The organism is Streptomyces sp. NPDC027962 (genome assembly GCF_055566095.1).
Genome location: NZ_JBVHTA010000003.1, coordinates 123,912 through 139,842, shown reverse-complemented (window position 1 = coordinate 139,842; position 15,931 = coordinate 123,912). Strand labels below are relative to the sequence as shown.

Here is a 15,931-nt window from a genome sequence, read left to right as displayed (position 1 = left end):
TCCCCGTACGGGCTCCCACGAATGGAGCCCGTCACATACAGCCCCGTGCAGAGTCTCACCATCGAGCCCCTCTGCGGTGAGCACCCTGATTCTTCCTGTCCGGGGCGACGGTTGCGAACCCGGGGGCGGATCGGGGTGTCTCACCGCGTTTCGGGCAGGTGGGACCTCCCACAGTCGCCAGGCGACGGGCTTCAGGCCTCTTTCGCCTTTTCCTCCGGTTCCGCCAGTGCCGCGAAAGTGGCGCCCTGATTGTCGGTGAGCACGGCGATCCGCCCGTACGGGGTGTCGAAGGGCGACGTACGGACCCGGCCGCCGAGCGCGACGACGGTCTCGGCCGTCCTGTCGCAGTCGGCGACGCAGAAGTAGACGAGGAAGTGGCCGGGCATCTCGGGCGGAACCTCGTCGGTGATCATGCTGCGCCCGCCGACGGCGGTGCTCTCTCCCGGTTCCGTACCGGCGGGCGACCACATGCGGAAGCCGGCCATGTCGCCGGTCAGATCCGTGCCCTGGAGGCCGAACACGGACTCGTAGAAGGCGTCTGCGCGCTCGGCGTCGCGGGTGTACACCTCGGTCCAGCAGAACGAGCCCGGTTCGCCCTGTTTCTCGAAGCCGGAACGCCTGCCGGCCTGCCACAGGCCGAACACCGCGCCTCCGGGGTCGGCGGCGACCGCGGCGATCCCGTCGTCGTCCACGGGCAGCGGGGCGCTGATCACCTGGCCGCCCTTCTCGGCGATCCGCCGGCCCAGGCCCGCGGCGTCGTCGGTGGCGAAGTAGACGCCCCAGACGGTGGGCATACGGCCGTCCCGCTTGGGCGTGAGGGCTGCGACGAGCCGTCCGTCGCTGTAGGCGTCGGCAGGACGGGCGCGGACGCCGCCGGGGACCTGACCGCCGTCCCGTTCGGTGAAGGTCCATCCGAAGAGCTCGCCGTAGAAGCGCTTGCCCGCCTCCACATCGGGGAGCGATGCGTCCACCCAGCACGGCGTGCCCTCTGTGAATGCGGCCATGGACCTGGTTCCCTTCGCGCGTGTGGTGCCCGTCACCCTCAAGCTAATGGGGCATCACGTGGTGCGCTCGGAATCAAATCGAACCTTTGTGCATAAACGGGTTGATTCCGGCGATTTCGCGGCGATCACCCCGAGGTCTCGGACGGCTTCGCCGGGGCCGATTTTGTTGAGTTGTCCACCGAAGTTGTCCACAGGCTGTTGATAACACTATTACCGTGTGTGCTCGGCACCCCATTTGCAGTCGGCCGAATAGCGCGCCGATCACCCCTCGGTAAGCTGACGGCATGACAGGACAAGTGCGTACCGTCGACGGCCGGGTGGCCGGACGACGCGGTCAGGCGACGCGGCAGAAGCTGCTCGACTGCCTCAGCGAGATGCTCAGCTCCTCGCCGTACCGGGACGTCAAAGTCATCGACGTGGCCCGGAAGGCGGGGACTTCACCCGCGACGTTCTACCAGTACTTCCCCGACGTCGAGGGCGCCGTCCTCGAGATCGCGGAGGAAATGGCCAAGGAAGGCGCGGAGTTGACCGAATTGGTCTCCGGCCGCTCCTGGTCGGGCAAGGCCGGCTGGCAGACCGCGGAGGAGCTGGTCGAGGGCTTTCTCGACTTCTGGCGTCGCAACGACGCGCTCCTGCGTGTGGTCGATCTCGGCGCCGCAGAGGGTGACAAACGGTTCTACAAGATCCGCATGAAGATCCTGAACTCGGTCACCAACTCCCTTACCGACGCGGTGAAGGAGCTCCAGAGCAAGGGCAAGGTGGACAAGGGCGTCAGCGCGGCGGCGATGGCCGGCTCGCTGGTGGCGATGCTGGCGGCGGTCGCCTCCCATCAGAAGGGCTTCACCACCTGGGGGGTCAAGCAGGCCGAACTGAAGCCGAATCTGGCCCTGTTGGTGTATCTGGGCATCACCGGAAAGAAGCCCACGAAGTAGTCCCGGCGCGGAGCCCGGTCCTCCGTTCCCTGTGCGCGAGTCCTGTCATGCCGACGGCGGTCACCCTCCCTGGGTGGCCGCCGTCGGCGTTCTCGGTCCGGAGTCGTCGCGGCGCGCTGCTAGGGTGTCGTGCGCTCGTCAAGCGAGCCCATCCGTCAACACTTTCAACGGGGGTTGAAACGTGAAGATCCGTCATGTCCGCGCCATTGCCGTCTTCGGGATCGCGCTCGTCGCACTGACCGGGGCCCGTGGCTCCAGCGGCGGCGGCTGCGACAACTCCAGCAGCTCCAGCAGCTCCTCGAGCAGCAGCGGCGGCAGCGGCAGCAGCGACGACGGCAGCTCCAGCAGCACCGGCGGCTCGCTGCCCGGCGGCTCCCGTGCCGACAAGGCCGCGCGCGACGTGACCATCGACGAGTGCAAGCTCGACGACGCCGGCAAGAACCTCACCGCGAAGATCACCATCAGCAACAGTGACTCGCTGGACTACGACTACGACGTCACCATGAAGTTCACCGGCGATCCGGGCGGCACCGCCGTCCCGGCCGGCGCCACCAAGACGGCGATCGCCGTTGCCGCCGGCGCCTTTGAGACCGTGGTGCTCAGTACCCCGTACACCGGAACCGGCGACGGCTCCGAGTACACCAAGTGCGAGGTCTCCCGGGCCGCCCGCAGCTGAACCGGCGGTAGTGCCGGTACCGCCGGCACGGCTAACGCAGCCGGAAGCCGCCCCTGCCCCGACCGCTCGTGAACAGCTCGGCCTGCCGCCCCGGTGGCAGGTTGCCGAGCGCGACCAGGTGCGGGGCATGGGCGAGCGCACGGGTCCGTGCCCCCTCGGTGGCCGACCACAGGGCGCGTACCGTCCCCTGGACGGCGTCCGTCGGATACGACGCCATCACCGCCGCGGCCCGCAGCGCCGCCTGCGCCGCGCCGCCCGGTTCCGTCAGCTCGGAGACCAGGCCGATCTCGTACGCCCGTCCGGCCGACAGCCGCTCCGCCGTGCCCATCAGCGCCGTTCTGGCCGCCTCGCCGGGCGGCATGAGCTGGGCCATGAAGACGGACTCGTAGGCGCTGACCATGCCGTATGTCGTGTGCGGGTCGAAGAACGTGGCTTCGTGCGAGGCGATCACGAACTCAGCTTCCCCGAGCAGATAGAAGGCCCCGCCGCAGGCCATCCCCTCCACCGCAGCGACCACCGGCTTCCACAGGTCGTTCGCCTTGGGGCCGATCGTGAGCAGCGGATCGTCGATCGAGTACGGGGACGGGGGCTGCGGCACCTCGGCGGAACGGTCGATGCCCGTGCAGAACGCGCTGGTGCCGGCGCCTGTCACCACCACCGCCCGTACGGTGTCGTCGCGGCGGAACTCACGCCAGACGGCGGAGAGTTCGGCCGCGGTCCCCAGGTCGATCGCGTTGTGTTTCGCGGGCCGGTCGAGGGTGACCAGGGCGACGCCGGTGTCCTTGTCCCTCTCCACCCGCAGGCTCATGGCCGCTCCAGCAGCCAGCGCGGCAGGACGATTCCGTCGCGGGCGGTGGTGAACGCCACCTGCACGCCCGCGCCGATGCGCAACCGGGCCGCAGGGACGGAGTTCAGCGGCGCGTCGGGGGAGGCCACCACAGTGCCGACGAGCCGGATGCGGGGGGCATCCAGCAGTTCGACGACGACCGCGTTGTAGGGGGCTTCGGCGGCGTAGGCGGGAAGCAGCGGCGGGTGGGGGAGCACATACGACCAGATGCGGCCCCGGCCGCCCATCAGACGCCATGCGCTGTCGAAGGACCCGCAGTGCGGGCAGCAGGGCCGGGGCGGGAAGCGCAGCTCGCCGCAGGCGGGTGCGGCGCAGGCCTGCACGCGCAGCTCGCCGCGGGCGGCGTACTCCCAGAACGGGGCGCCGTCGTCGTCGACGACGGGCATCAGGTGTCCACTGGTGAGGTTCGTCATCCGTCGTCTCAACTCCTCAGGAGCACGGCCGAGGTCGGAACACCCTCGCCGGCCGTCACCAGGCAGGTCCCCGCGTCCGGTACCTGGGCGGTGGATGTGCCGCGCAGTTGCTTCACGCCCTCGTTGATCAGGTTGAAGCCGTGGACGTATGCCTCGCTGAGGCCGCCTCCGCCGGTGTTCAGGGGCAGCCGGCCGCCGATCTCCAGGGCGCCGCCCTCGGTGAAGGCGGCGCCCTCGCCCCGTCCGCAGAAGCCGTAGCCCTCCAGCGACAGCGGGATCAGCGGGGTGAAGGCGTCGTATATCTGCGCCACGTCGACGTCCTCGGGCCCGAAGTCCGCCTGTTTCCACAGCTGTCTGGCCGCGGTCCAGGCAGGTCCGGTGAGCGGGTCGTCGTTCCAGTAGTTGACCATTCCGTGGTGCTGGGCGGGCAGTCCCTGGGCGACCGAGTGGACGTACACCGGCTTCTGCCGGCAGTCGCGGGCGCGGTCGGCGCCGACGAGCACACAGGCGAGGGCGCCGTCCGTCTCCAGGCAGTTGTCGAAGAGGCAGAGCGGCTCGCTGATCCAGCGCGCGGTCATGTACATCTCGCGGGTCAGCGGCCGTTCGTACATCATCGCGGCCGGGTTCTGGTTGGCGCGGTTGCGGCAGGCGAGGGCGACGTTGAACAGGTGGTCGCGGGTGGCGCCGTACTCGTGCATGTAGCGGCGGGCCAGCATGCCGATCTCGTCGGCGGGCCGCAGCAGCCCGAAGGGGCGGGTCCACTGGGCGGGGGTGGGCAGCTGTGCCGCCGTGTCGGTCCACGGCCGCGGGCCGGAACCCCGTTTGCGTGAGCGCCAGGCGACGCCGACGCTCGCCTGGCCGGTGGCGACGGCCGCGGCGAGATGCGCGACGGTGGCGCAGGAGCCGCCGCCGCCGTAGCCGACCTTGGAGAAGTAGGTGACGTCGCCGGCGCCGATCGCCTTGGCGATCTCGACCTCGTCGGTCTCCTCCATCGTGTAGGAGGCGAAGCCGTCGACCTGCGAGGGCGCGATGCCGGCGTCGTCGAGCGCGGCGAGGATCGCGCGGCAGGCGAGGGTCTTCTCCGACTCCGGCAGGTGCTTGGCGAAGGCGGTCTGGCCTATTCCGGCTATCGCTGCTCGGTCCTTGAGGGTCGCCATGCGGGGAGCGTACAGCTAATCTGACGTACCGTCAGCTATTGCGGCGGGGATGACGTGAGGGAGGCTTGCGATGCGACGGGGCGACCTGGAGTGGGGCTCCATACCGGGGCTGGTGCGCAGTGCGGCACGGCGCCACGGAGAGCGGGAGGCCGTCGTCGACGGCCGCACCCGCGTCTCGTACGAGGAACTCGGCGAACGCGTCGAGCGGGCCGCCGCCGCGTGCATCGCCTCCGGCCTCCGCAAGGGCGACCGCGTCGCGATCTGGGCGCCCAACACACTCGAGTGGATCGTCTGCGCCCTCGGCGCCGTGAGCGCGGGCGGCGTGCTCGTACCGCTCAACACCCGCTTCAAGGGCACGGAGGCCGCCTACGTGCTGCGGCGCTCACGCGCCAGGCTCCTCTTCATCACCGGCACCTTCCTCGGCACCTCCTACGTCGCCTCCCTGCGCCGCTCGGACGTCGACCTCCCCGACCTGGAACAGGTCGTGGTCCTCGCCGACAGCGCCCCGGAGGACTACCGCACCTGGAAGGACTTCCTGGCGGGCGGCGACGGCGTCGGCGTCCGCCAGGTGCACGAGCGGGCGGGCACCGTCACGGCCGAGGACCCCTCCGACATCATCTTCACCTCGGGCACCACCGGCCGCCCCAAGGGCGCCGTCATCACCCACGCCCAGACACTGCGCTGCTACGACCTGTGGAGCGAGCTCGCCGGCCTGCGCGAGGGCGACCGCTATCTGATCGTGAACCCGTTCTTCCACACCTTCGGCTACAAGGCCGGCATCATCGCCTGCCTCACGCGCGGCGCGACGATGGTCCCGCAGCCCGTCTTCAACGTCGACACCGTCCTCGCCAACATCGCCGCAGAACGCATCTCCGTCCTGCCGGGTCCCCCGACCCTGCACCAGTCGCTGCTCGACCACCCGGCCCGTGACCGCCACGACCTGAGCACCCTGCGTCTTGTCGTCACCGGCGCGGCCGTCGTCCCGCTCCGGCTGGTGGAGCGGCTGCGCGGCGAACTGCGGATCGCCACCGTCCTGACGGCGTACGGCCTCTCCGAGGCGAGCGGCATCGTCACCATGTGCCGCCGCGGCGACGACCCCGCCACCATCGCCGCCACCTCGGGCCGCGCCGTCCCCGGCACCGAGGTCCGCGTCCTCGCGCCCGCGCCGGGCGAGCCGGGCGAGGTCCTGGTCCGCGGACACAACGTCATGCGGGGCTACTTCGAGGACCCGGACGCCACCGCCGAAGCCATCGCCCCCGAGGGCTGGCTGCGCACCGGAGACGTCGGCGTCCTCGACGAGAGCGGGAACCTGCGGATCACCGACCGGATCAAGGACATGTTCATCGTCGGCGGCTTCAACGCCTACCCCGCCGAGATCGAGCAACTGCTCGGCCTGCACCCGGACATCGCCGACGTCGCCGTCATCGGCGTGCCGGACGCCCGGCTCGGCGAGGTCGGCAAGGCGTACGCGGTCCGCCGGCGTGACGCGACGCTCACGGCCGACGACCTGATCGCCTGGGCACGGCGTGAGATGGCGAACTACAAGGTGCCCAGGCAGGTCGAGTTCGTCGACTGCCTGCCGCGCAACGCGAGCGGGAAGGTCGTCAAGACGGAGCTGAGGTCCGCCCCGGGGCGCTGAGCACGCCGCCGGCCGGCGCGCGCGGTGCCGGGCCGGCGGCGCTCCGGCCGCGGGGGGGGGGGGGGCGGGTCAGCCGTGGAGGCGGACCGGGATCTGCTGCCAGCCGTACGCGATGAACGAAGGGACCTGCTGCAGCTCGTCCGGCTTGAACGCGGGCGCGAGGTCCGGGTACCGCTCGAAGAGCGCGGGCAGCGCGGTGATCGCCTCCATGCGGGCCAGCGGCGCGCCGATGCAGCGGTGCACGCCGATCCCGAACGACAGGTGGTCGTCGGCCGCGCGCGTGGCGTCGAAGGCCGCCGCCGCCTCCCCGTAGCGGGCCGGGTCGTTGCCGGCCGCCGCGTAGGTCGTCAGGATCGCGTCGCCCGCCGGGATGGTGACGCCGTCGATGGTGATGTCCGTGACCGCGAACCGCAGGGGCAGGGCGGCGATGGACGGGCGGACCCGCAGCACCTCCTCGACGACCTGCTCCCAGCTGATTTCGCCGGCGCGTACGGCGGCGAGCTGCTCGGGGTGCTCGAGCAGCGCCACGACGGCGTTGCCGATGAGGTTGACCGTCGTCTCGAAGCCGGCGCCGATGACGAGCAGCAGGGTGTAGAGGAGCTCCTCGTCGCTGAGCCGGCCGCCGTCCTCGTCGCGGACCTTGATCAGCTCGGTGGTCATGTCGTCGCCCGGGTGCTCGACCTTGTGGGTGATGAGTGAGCCGAGGACCGTGCCGATCCGCTCCTGGACCCAGGCGGCCTGCTCGGGGCTCGGGTCGGAGGTGTCCATGAGGGCGGCGATGAGCCGGCCGGTGTCCTCGCGCAGACGGTCGGGAACACCGAACAGCTCGCAGATCATCTGCATGGGCAGCGGGTGCGCGAATGCCGCCTTCACGTCCACGACGGAGCCGTCGGCTCCGGCGGCGTCCAGCTTTTCCAGCAGCTGGGTGGTGATGGCCTCGACCCGGTCGCGCATCGCCTCGGTGCGGCGGGCGGTGAAGCTGGGCGCGACGAGCTTGCGGAGCCGGGTGTGGTCGCTGCCGTAGGTGGAGAGCATGTTGATCACGCCGACCCAGCCCATGATCCAGCCCCACTCCGGGTGCTCGCCGACCTTCGGGAACAGCGACCAGTGCCTGCGCGGGTCCTTGCTCACCTCGGGGTTCAGGATGAGTGCCTTGAGGGTGTCGTAACCGGTGGGTGCCCAGGCGGGTATGCCGCCGGGCAGCTCGACGGGCACCACCGGTCCGAGCGAACGCAGCCGGGCGCTCTCGGCGATGATGTCGGCACCGAACGGATCGACGGCCACTCGAGTGGTGGACACGGTCATGAACGGTCTCCTGCCTGGTCGGGGCTACGGGGAGTGAATCTGACGGGCAGCGCCGTCAGCGAACGGTGGAACGGTCCCGGCCGCCAGGTGAGCCGCTCGCGCGGCACCACCGGCTCCAGGTCGGGAAGCCACTGGGTGAGACGTTCGATCGCCTCCGTGGCGATCAGCACGGCGGGCTGTTTGACCGGGCACGCGTGCTCACCGGCCGAGAACGACAGGTGCGACGCGTCGTGCCGGTGGTGCGTCCCGGCGAAGGCCTGCTCGGAGAAGTGGCCCAGCGCGCCGTAGGACACCACGACCGGGACGGCCGCCTGCACCCACACGCCGTGGAAGGACACCGACTCGCGGGCGAAGTGGATGCCGTAGTTCGCCAGTGGCGTCTCGTAGCGCAGCACTTCGAGGACGGCGTCCATCACCGGGCGGGAGCCGCTGGTGAGGGTGGAGTAGTACGCGGGGTTGCCGAGGATGCGCGAGAGGGCGTTGGAGACGAGATTGGCGCTGGGCTCGTGGCCGGCGCCGAGGGTGAGGAAGACCTGCCAGGTCACTTCCTCCGGCGTGAGCGCCAGCGGATGGTCCAGGAGCCAACTGGTCATGTCGGGGCCGCGCTCCGCCGACTTTGCGGCGATCAGCTCCAGTACGTACTTGCCGTACTCGGCCTCCCCCTCCGCCGCCCGGTCGCCGCCCTCCATCATCGCGCCGAGCGCGGCGTCCAGGCGGCCGGACTCGCTGTCGGGCAGGCCGAAGAGGTTGTTGAAGACCAGCGCCATCAGCGGGCGGGCGAAGCCGGCCACCAGGTCGGCCTGACCGGCCGGGCCGAACCGGCCGACGAGCACGTCCACCGAGTGGTGCACCCGCTCGCGCAGGTCGTGCGGCTCGACCAGGTCGAAGGCGTCGACGAGCGTGCGACGGTAGCGGACGTGTGCGTCGCCGTCGGCGAAGAGGGAGTTGGGGCGCCAGCGCATCATGCCGAGCACGGGGGAGTCCTCCGCGACGGTGGCCTCCCACGGCCGCGGGTCGTGCGACCAGGTCCCGGTGTCGTGCAGCAGGTCGAGGGCGGCGCGGCGGTCGGTGACGACATACGCCGGGACTCCGGGGGCGAGCTCCGCCCAGCCGACGGGGCCCTGTGCCCGCAGCGCCTCGTAGTAGCGGTGCGGGTCGGTCGCGAAGCCCTCCTCCCACAGCCGTACGGGCGCGGAGAGGGAGAAGGCGTCGGCGCGGGCGGGATAGGCGGCGGTCACCGGGCCTCCGTCTGCTGGCTGTTGAGATGGATGAGGTGCTGGACGAGGGCGAGCAGCGCGTCGGCGGAGGAGTTGGTGTCACGGGCGTCGCACATCACGAGCGGCGTGTCCGGCTCGAGGTCCAGGGCGCGCATCAGCTGCTCCTTTCCGTAACTCTTAGAGTCGGGAAAGGTGTTGAGGGCGACGGCGTAGGGCAGGCCCGACTCCTCGACCATGCCGAGGACGTCGAAGGAGTCGTCGATGCGGCGGGTGTCGACGAGGACGAGCGCGCCGAGGGCGCCGTACGCGATGTCGTTCCACAGCGAGCGGAACCGCTCCTGGCCGGGGGTGCCGAACAGGTACAGGACGACCCCGCCGCCCAGCGAGATCCGTCCGAAGTCGATGGCGACGGTGGTGGTCTGCTTGTCGCGCACCCCGGCGAGGTCGTCGACGGCCGTCGACGCCTCGGTCAGATGTTCCTCGGTGTGCAGCGGCCGGATCTCGGACACGGAGTCGATCAGCGTGGTCTTGCCGACGCCGAACGGGCCCGCGACGAGGATCTTGACGAGCCGGCGTGCGGTGTCCGGCAGATGGAGTCCGCCGTCGCGGGAGGGCCGGCCGGAGGCCGAGGCCGGGACGGTGCCCGCGGGCGGGCCGGCGCTTGCGGTCGGGCCGGCGCTGGGCGGGCTAGAGCTTGAGGGCGCGGAGGCCATCGGCCACTCTCTTCAACAGGTCACGGTCGGGCAGGGCGGCGGACGGGACCGGCGGGCGTGCGCTCACCAGCCCCTGGTCGATCAGGGAGGCGGCGAGAACGCACACCGCGGAGACCGGCAGCTCCAGCAGCGCCGCCGTCTCCACCACGGTCAGCGACCCGCCGTCCAGCGCCTCCAGCACGGCGTGCCGGGCGGCGGGCAGTTCGGCGGGCGCGGGGCCGCCGGTGCCGGTGAGCACAGAAAGGCGTTCCAGGCTGTTGCGACTGGGCCGCGCCACCCCGCCCGTGGCGAGGTAGGCGGGCACCAGGGGGCGGCCGCTCCGGCGGCCGGTCATGCCGGGGTGCCGCCGTCGGCGCCGCGGGGCGCCGCTGCCATCGCCTTCTCGCCGAGCCTGGCCACCTGGGAATGGACACGGTGGCCGAGCAGGTCGAGCCGTACCTCCGGGTCGCCGTACGCCGCCACACAGGTGCCGTGGTCGGTGGGGGCCACCAGGATGTAGCCGTGGTCGGACTCGATGACGACCTGGCGCAGCTGGGCGGTGCTCTCGTCGGCGAACGCGGCGGCAGCCGTACGGCACGCCCCCTGGACGGTGCTGATGATCGCGGCGACGCGCTCCGCCGACTCCTGGGACAGCGCAGCGGAGTAGCCGGAGACGAGGCCGTCCCTGGTCAGCAGGGCAGCGGCCCGGACATGCGGGATCTCGAGGATCGGGTCGAGCACCCAGGCCGTTTCACCGGGGTCGCGGCTGTTCATCGGGGGTCGGTCCCTTCGGTTCGGGCGGTGTTGCGCGCCGCGGCTGTTGCGGACTGCAGGGCGCCCAGGGCCGCGGCGGACTCCTCGGGCGTACGGGCGGGTGCGGCCGGGGACGGGCCGGCGGCGGTCGTCGGAAAGGGCTCCGCGCGGACCCGGCGGCGGCGCTGCGGCAGCTGCTCGCCGTCCGGTGCCGGGTCGGGCACCGGCGCGTGGGCGGGCTCGTCGCTGTGGACGGGAGCGGGGGCGGAAGCGGGCGTGGGAACCGGGGCAGGGGCCGGTGTTGCCGTCGCCGTCGCGGGCGCGGCGGCGCGCTCGGGCCGCGGGGCCGGAAGCGCCCGCTGCGAGGTCTGCTGTGCCTGCTCGGCCGTGAGCTCGGGCTCCGCCGTCTGCCGGGTGGAGCGGGCGGCCCCCGCGGCCGGCGGGTGCAGGACCGGGTCGATATGGCTCAGCAGATGGTTCTTCACGAGCAGCACGGCCCGTACACCGCCGTAGGGCGACGGTGTGGACAGATCGACGGACAGGTCGAACTGACGGGTGAGCTGACCGATCGCCGCCAGGCCCATCCGGGGCGGGTCGCCCAGGTCGGACAGCAGGATCGGGTCGTGCCCGGCCACCAGCCGTTGTGCGGAGGCCCGTTCGTCGCTCGCCATGCCGACTCCGGCGTCGTCGACGGTCACGGAGACGCCGTGGTGGGCGCGTTCGAGATGGACTACGACGGTGGTGTCGGGGGCGGAGTGACGCAGCGCGTTGTCGAGGAGCTCGGCCACGATGATGGCGACGGGCTCGACGGCGTGCGAGACGAGTGCGGTGCCCGGCTCGAGGTGGTTGTGCACGTGGACGCGGTGGTAGCCGACGAGCCGGGCCTGACCGCCGGTCACGGCGTCGACGAGGTGCGACTCCTCGCGGGCGAGCCCGACCCATGCCCCGCACACGACGGCGGCGACCTGGGCGCGGCGCAGCGACTGCTCGTTCTCGTGGTCGAGGGCGAACAGCGTCTGGGCCAACTCCGGGTCGTCGTAGCGCTGCTGGAGGCCCCGCAGCACGTCCTGGAGGCGGTAGAGACCAGCCTGGATCTCGCGGGTGGCGCCGCGCATGCCCGCCCGGGCGGCGGCGTCGACGCGTTTGCGCTCCTGGGCCATGGCGGTGAGCAGGGCCTCGAGGACCTGGTCCATGCCCTGGCCGAGTGCGCTTCCGGTCACCGCGGGCTGCAGCGGGCCGGGGACCTGGACGTGCGGGTGGGCTGCGCGGGTGGCCTCGGCGGGCATGCGCCGGTCGGCGAGGTGGCCGACCTCTGCGGCGAACGCCTGTGCCGCACGGTCGACTTCGGACCGGGCGGCCTCGAGATGCGACCGGAGTTGGGCGATCTCCTGGCGCTGCCGGGCCCTCTCCCGGCGGGAACGGATGAGTCCGCCTCCCAGTGCGAGTGCCGACAACGTCCCGGCGGCCAGGCCGCCGGCGGCCAGGTCCGGTATCTCGATCATCGATTAGACCTCGGGAGGGCAGGGTGTTGGGGGCGTCGTGAGTGCGGACCCGCCAAGTACACACTGCCGCCGAGCGGTTGCGCTCGGTTTCGCGCCAAGAATCCTTTGATTTTGTCCGATCGGTGACCAATTGTTTACGAAGTGCTGAGTGCACATCAGCAGCTGCTGTCAGGACAGTACTTACACACGACGGGCATGCCACGGCCGCGGCGGCTCCCCTCCGCGCCGCCGCGGCCGTTCCCCGTCGTGAGACGTCGTTCTCCTGGATCAGTCGGTCGGCTTCACCGGCTTCAGCGGCTCGGACGTCGCATGCGTGTCCATCGGGCGCATCTCGCCACCGGTCGCGTGCGTGTCCATGGTGCGGATGTCGCCGCCCGTGGCGTGGGTGTCCTGGGTCGTCACCGGCTCGGACGTCGCGTGCGTGTCCTGCGGCTTGAGGATCGGGTCCTGCTTCTTCGCGTCAGCCATGATGAGCTGCCCTCCCGTTCGGGTTTTCTTCTGCTGGTGGGACGGACCCGTCCGGCTGCTCCCCCGATGGCTGCCGGACGGGTCCTCCAGGGCGGCTCACCCTAGCGGTATGGCCGCGTGTCCCCCGTTGCCCCGTCGTTCCCCCGTCTTCCCCCCGACGCGAGGGGCTGACAGGAACGACAATGCACGGCGGCGATAAACGAACGATGAACGCCCCGGCCGGCGGGCGTACGACCCGTCGTGCCCCGTCCGTCCGGACGAGATCGCCCCGCCCGCTCCGAGCCCCGCCGCCCGGCTCCCGCGCCTGGCCTACGCCGCCGCGACCGGCGCGAGCAGCGCGCGTACCTCGGCGCCCTCCGGTGACCCCAGCTCGTCGTAGATGCCGAGCGCCTCGCGCCAGCACACCTCGGCCCTGCCGTTCTGCCCGAGGCCGCGCAGGGCCTTGCCGAGCACCGTCAGCACATTGCCCCGGCGCCACTCGCCGCCGATCCCGCGGAGCACGGTCAGCGCCATCTCCGCGTTGGACGCAGCCTGCGCGGGCCTGCGGCCGGCGAGGTCGGCCTCCGCGAGACGGAACAGCGTCATCCCCTCCCACAGCCGCTGGCGGCTGTCACGGAAGATGTCCAGCGCCTCGTGCAGCCGCGCGTCCGCCTCCGCGAGCTGGCCGCTCCGGGTGAGCGCCATGCCGAGGGCGTACCGGGCGTTGGCGCCGCGCAGCGCGTGGCCCATGCGGTCGTATATGTCGATGCCCTGCTGGGCCAGGGCGACCGCGCTGTCCGTACGGCCCATGGCGAGGTGGATGCGCGACAGGTTGCACAGGGCGGCCGCCTCGCCGGGCTGGTTCTCGCCGGTCCGGAAGTCCGCGATCGCCCGCTCCAGATGCCGCTCACCGTCCGCCTGCCGGTTCTGGTAGATCGCGATGACACCCCGGTGGTTCGACGCCCAGCAGCCGGTGATCGGATCGCCGGCGGTCCGGGACAGCTCCTGGGCATGCCGGGCCTCGTCGTCCGCCAGGTCGAACCGGCCGGCGACGAGGTGGACGTTGCTCAGGGTGATCAGCGAGCGGCCCTCCGCGCGGGTGTCGCCGCAGGCGCGGGCCGCTTCCGGCATGGCCGCCGCAACCCCCTCGTACTGCTTGGAGTTGGCGCCCGACTCGGCCAGGTCCAGCGATGCCCACAGCAGGTCCACCGCCCGTCGGAGCGTCTTCGGCCCGGACGACTGGCGTACGCAGGCGAGCAGTGTGCCGGCCTCCGCGTACAGCCAGTCCTGGGCCTCGTGCCGGTCGGCGAATCGGAGCCCGGCCGTGCCCGTCGGCTCGAGGTGTTCCACGAGCCGGTCGCCTGGCCGCTCCATCGCGTACACGCGTGCCGCGGTCGCCAGGTAGAAGTCCAGCAGCCGTGACAGCGCCGCCTCCCTCCCCTGGCCTTCGGGCTGTTCGTCCCTTTCGGCGCATGCTCGCGCGTAGAGGCGTACGAGGTCGTGGTAGCGGTACCGGCCCGGCGCGGCCGACTCCAGCAGGGAGGTGTCGACCAGTGCCTCCAGCAGGTCCTCCGTCTCGTGAGGCGGCAGGTCCAGCACGGCGGCCGCCGCGGCGAGCGAGATGTCCGGGCCGTCCGCGAGGCCCAGCAGCCTGAAGGCGCGGGCCTGGGCGGGCTCCAGCTGGCCGTAGCCCAGCTCGAAGGTGGCCTTCACCGCCAGGTCTCCGGCCTGGAGTTCGTCGAGACGGCGCCGCTCGTCGGCGAGCTTGGCCGCGAGCACGGAGACGGTCCAGGTGCGCCGGGCGGCCAGCCGGGACGCCGCGATGCGGATCGCCAGCGGCAGGAAGCCGCACGCGGCGACCACGTCCAGCGCCGCCTCCCGTTCGGCTCCGACCCGTTCCGCCCCGACGATGCGGGTGAACAGCTGGAGCGCCTCCTCGGGCGACATTACGTCCAGGTCCACCAGATGCGCACCGGCGAGGTCGACCATCCGCACCCGGCTGGTGATCAGCGCGGCACAGCCGGCCGTGCCGGGCAGCAGGGGCCGGATCTGGGCGGCGTCCCGGGCGTTGTCGAGCAGGACCAGCACCCGCCGTCCGTCCAGAGTGGATCGGTACAGCGCGGCCCGCTCGTCCAGCGTGGCGGGGATGGCGGAGTCGGCGGTGCCGAGGGCGCGCAGGAAGACCCCGAGCACCGTCTCGGGCTCCGCGGACCGGCTGCCGGTGCCCTGGAGGTCCACATACAGCTGACCGTCGGGGAAGTGCTTGCGCGCCTGGTGGGCCACATGGACGGCGAGGGTGGTCTTGCCGACGCCGCCGATGCCGGCGAGCGCGGACACGGCCATCACGGAACCTTCGGCGGTGGCGAGTTGGCTGCCCAGGTCCGTCACGAAGGAGGAGCGGCCGGTGAAGTCGGGGACGGTGGCGGGGAGCTGGGCGGGCCGGGTGAACTGCGGGGCAGGGGCGGGCTCCTCGCTGGGACGGGCCAGTTCCGCGTCGGCCTGCAGGATGCGCTGCTGGAGGCTGGAGAGCTCGGGCCGCGGGTCGACGCCGAGTTCGTCGGCGAGGAGCCGGCGGGTGTCGGCGTATACGGCGAGCGCCTCCGCCTGCCGCCCGCTGCGGTACAGCGCGAGCATCAGCAGCTCGCGCAGCCGCTCCCGCAGCGGATGCGTGGCGGTGAGTGCCGTCAGCTCGGAGACGGCCTCCGCGTGGCGGCCGATCTCGAGGTCGATGTCGAGGCGGGTCTCGAGCAGTTGCAGGCCCCATTCGACGAGCCGGGTGCGCTGGTTCTCCGCGTACGGCCCCGGCACGTTGGCCAGCGGTTCGCCGTCCCACAGGTTGAGCACCTTGTTGATCAGCGTACGGGCCTGGGCGCGGTCGCCGGCGGTGTTCGCCTTGTGCGCCTCGGCGGCCAGCTCCTCGGCGACCGCGAGATCGAGGGCGTCCCGCCCGATCCGCAGGGCGTAACCGCCCGATTCGCTGACCAGGGTGTCGTTGAGCGCCTTGCGCAGCCGGGACGCGTATGTACGGACGGCGGCGAGGGCCTGCGAGGGCGGCTCCTCGCCCCAGATGGCGTCGATCAGTTCACTCGCGGTCGCGGTGCGCCCGTCGCGCAGCAGCAGTGCGACCAGCAGGGCTCGCTGCTGCGGCGAGCCGGACGGCAAGGTCTGCGCGCCCCGCCGAACCCGTACCGGTCCGAGCACACTGAAGTAGAGCTCGGCGTCCTCGCCTTGAAGCGGAGCGCGCTGGTTCGGTACGCGTGGCCCGCTGTCACGGTCCATTGGTGCCCCCTGCCCGTACTGCCGGAATCGCCCTCGACAGTCTGCCCTGTTGGGGGCGGCCGCGTCAG

15 protein-coding genes are annotated in these 15,931 nt (G+C 71.8%); 3 read left to right on the top strand and 12 right to left on the bottom strand.

Features of this window, described 5'->3' with window-relative positions; translation table 11 throughout:
• Positions 1-191 precede the first annotated feature (191 nt).
• Positions 192-1,004: an AfsK-binding protein KbpA gene (gene kbpA, locus ACZ4SA_RS03970; RefSeq protein WP_468269523.1), complete on the bottom strand. Its 813-nt coding sequence runs from the start codon at positions 1,002-1,004 to the stop codon at positions 192-194.
• Between the two features lie 284 nt (positions 1,005-1,288).
• Here kbpA and ACZ4SA_RS03965 point away from each other — a divergent pair, with 284 nt between their 5' ends.
• Both ACZ4SA_RS03965 and ACZ4SA_RS03960 read left to right on the top strand, forming a co-directional pair.
• Positions 1,289-1,936: a TetR family transcriptional regulator gene (locus ACZ4SA_RS03965; protein WP_468269521.1), complete on the top strand. Its 648-nt coding sequence runs from the start codon at positions 1,289-1,291 to the stop codon at positions 1,934-1,936.
• A gap of 181 nt (positions 1,937-2,117) precedes the next feature.
• Positions 2,118-2,612 carry a hypothetical protein gene (locus ACZ4SA_RS03960; RefSeq protein WP_468269519.1) on the top strand — a complete coding sequence of 165 codons (495 nt, stop codon included), beginning with the start codon at positions 2,118-2,120 and terminating at the stop codon, positions 2,610-2,612.
• Between the two features lie 31 nt (positions 2,613-2,643).
• Here the strand turns inward: ACZ4SA_RS03960 and ACZ4SA_RS03955 are convergent, their stop codons facing one another.
• The 3 genes from ACZ4SA_RS03955 to ACZ4SA_RS03945 are packed head-to-tail and all read right to left on the bottom strand — an operon-like array spanning position 2,644 to position 5,029.
• Entirely contained in the window at positions 2,644-3,420 is a 777-nt protein-coding gene (locus ACZ4SA_RS03955) for an enoyl-CoA hydratase/isomerase family protein (protein WP_468269517.1), read from the bottom strand.
• Positions 3,417-3,872, bottom strand: coding sequence for a Zn-ribbon domain-containing OB-fold protein (locus tag ACZ4SA_RS03950; RefSeq protein ID WP_468269515.1), 456 nt, complete (start codon positions 3,870-3,872; stop codon positions 3,417-3,419). The genes ACZ4SA_RS03955 and ACZ4SA_RS03950 overlap by 4 nt, the downstream gene beginning before the upstream one ends.
• Before the next feature lie 8 nt (positions 3,873-3,880).
• Complete coding sequence (locus ACZ4SA_RS03945) at positions 3,881-5,029, bottom strand: lipid-transfer protein (protein ID WP_468269513.1); 1,149 nt, start codon at positions 5,027-5,029, stop codon at positions 3,881-3,883.
• Between the two features lie 70 nt (positions 5,030-5,099).
• On the opposite strand from ACZ4SA_RS03945, the gene ACZ4SA_RS03940 reads away from it, so the two are divergent.
• Positions 5,100-6,668, top strand: a complete 1,569-nt coding sequence (locus tag ACZ4SA_RS03940; protein WP_468269511.1) for a FadD3 family acyl-CoA ligase — start codon at positions 5,100-5,102, stop codon at positions 6,666-6,668.
• 69 nt (positions 6,669-6,737) lie between these two features.
• Here the strand turns inward: ACZ4SA_RS03940 and ACZ4SA_RS03935 are convergent, their stop codons facing one another.
• The 8 genes from ACZ4SA_RS03935 to afsR form a co-directional block, all read right to left on the bottom strand.
• Positions 6,738-7,973: a cytochrome P450 family protein gene (locus ACZ4SA_RS03935; RefSeq protein ID WP_468269509.1), complete on the bottom strand. Its 1,236-nt coding sequence runs from the start codon at positions 7,971-7,973 to the stop codon at positions 6,738-6,740.
• Complete coding sequence (locus ACZ4SA_RS03930; RefSeq protein ID WP_468269507.1) at positions 7,970-9,211, bottom strand: cytochrome P450; 1,242 nt, start codon at positions 9,209-9,211, stop codon at positions 7,970-7,972. The genes ACZ4SA_RS03935 and ACZ4SA_RS03930 overlap by 4 nt, the downstream gene beginning before the upstream one ends.
• Positions 9,208-9,903: a GTP-binding protein gene (locus ACZ4SA_RS03925; RefSeq protein ID WP_468269505.1), complete on the bottom strand. Its 696-nt coding sequence runs from the start codon at positions 9,901-9,903 to the stop codon at positions 9,208-9,210. Before ACZ4SA_RS03925 ends, ACZ4SA_RS03930 begins: the two co-directional genes overlap by 4 nt.
• The gene (locus ACZ4SA_RS03920; protein WP_468269503.1) at positions 9,878-10,237 is read right to left on the bottom strand and encodes a DUF742 domain-containing protein; all 360 of its coding nucleotides are present in this window, start codon (positions 10,235-10,237) and stop codon (positions 9,878-9,880) included. The genes ACZ4SA_RS03925 and ACZ4SA_RS03920 overlap by 26 nt, the downstream gene beginning before the upstream one ends.
• Positions 10,234-10,656, bottom strand: a complete 423-nt coding sequence (locus ACZ4SA_RS03915; protein ID WP_468269501.1) for a roadblock/LC7 domain-containing protein — start codon at positions 10,654-10,656, stop codon at positions 10,234-10,236. Before ACZ4SA_RS03915 ends, ACZ4SA_RS03920 begins: the two co-directional genes overlap by 4 nt.
• Positions 10,653-12,137 (bottom strand): ATP-binding protein, encoded by a 1,485-nt coding sequence (locus ACZ4SA_RS03910; RefSeq protein WP_468269499.1) that lies wholly within the window; start codon positions 12,135-12,137, stop codon positions 10,653-10,655. The genes ACZ4SA_RS03915 and ACZ4SA_RS03910 overlap by 4 nt, the downstream gene beginning before the upstream one ends.
• 267 nt (positions 12,138-12,404) lie before the next feature.
• Complete coding sequence (locus ACZ4SA_RS03905; RefSeq protein ID WP_403861313.1) at positions 12,405-12,605, bottom strand: hypothetical protein; 201 nt, start codon at positions 12,603-12,605, stop codon at positions 12,405-12,407.
• 309 nt (positions 12,606-12,914) lie between these two features.
• On the bottom strand, positions 12,915-15,863 hold the full coding sequence (gene afsR, locus ACZ4SA_RS03900; protein WP_468269497.1) for an SARP-family global regulator AfsR: 2,949 nt from the start codon (positions 15,861-15,863) through the stop codon (positions 12,915-12,917).
• Positions 15,864-15,931 lie beyond the last annotated feature (68 nt).

What these genes read in the sequence shown, in the direction of transcription:
- ACZ4SA_RS03920 (WP_468269503.1), bottom strand. Translation starts at nt 10,237, where the DNA reads ATGACCGGCCGCCGGAGCGGCCGCCCCCTGGTGCCCGCCTACCTCGCC.
- afsR (WP_468269497.1), bottom strand. Translation starts at nt 15,863, where the DNA reads ATGGACCGTGACAGCGGGCCACGCGTACCGAACCAGCGCGCTCCGCTT.
- ACZ4SA_RS03940 (WP_468269511.1), top strand. Translation starts at nt 5,100, where the DNA reads ATGCGACGGGGCGACCTGGAGTGGGGCTCCATACCGGGGCTGGTGCGC.
- ACZ4SA_RS03905 (WP_403861313.1), bottom strand. Translation starts at nt 12,605, where the DNA reads ATGGCTGACGCGAAGAAGCAGGACCCGATCCTCAAGCCGCAGGACACG.
- ACZ4SA_RS03955 (WP_468269517.1), bottom strand. Translation starts at nt 3,420, where the DNA reads ATGAGCCTGCGGGTGGAGAGGGACAAGGACACCGGCGTCGCCCTGGTC.
- kbpA (WP_468269523.1), bottom strand. Translation starts at nt 1,004, where the DNA reads ATGGCCGCATTCACAGAGGGCACGCCGTGCTGGGTGGACGCATCGCTC.
- ACZ4SA_RS03965 (WP_468269521.1), top strand. Translation starts at nt 1,289, where the DNA reads ATGACAGGACAAGTGCGTACCGTCGACGGCCGGGTGGCCGGACGACGC.
- ACZ4SA_RS03945 (WP_468269513.1), bottom strand. Translation starts at nt 5,029, where the DNA reads ATGGCGACCCTCAAGGACCGAGCAGCGATAGCCGGAATAGGCCAGACC.
- ACZ4SA_RS03915 (WP_468269501.1), bottom strand. Translation starts at nt 10,656, where the DNA reads ATGAACAGCCGCGACCCCGGTGAAACGGCCTGGGTGCTCGACCCGATC.
- ACZ4SA_RS03935 (WP_468269509.1), bottom strand. Translation starts at nt 7,973, where the DNA reads ATGACCGTGTCCACCACTCGAGTGGCCGTCGATCCGTTCGGTGCCGAC.
- ACZ4SA_RS03950 (WP_468269515.1), bottom strand. Translation starts at nt 3,872, where the DNA reads ATGACGAACCTCACCAGTGGACACCTGATGCCCGTCGTCGACGACGAC.
- ACZ4SA_RS03925 (WP_468269505.1), bottom strand. Translation starts at nt 9,903, where the DNA reads ATGGCCTCCGCGCCCTCAAGCTCTAGCCCGCCCAGCGCCGGCCCGACC.
- ACZ4SA_RS03910 (WP_468269499.1), bottom strand. Translation starts at nt 12,137, where the DNA reads ATGATCGAGATACCGGACCTGGCCGCCGGCGGCCTGGCCGCCGGGACG.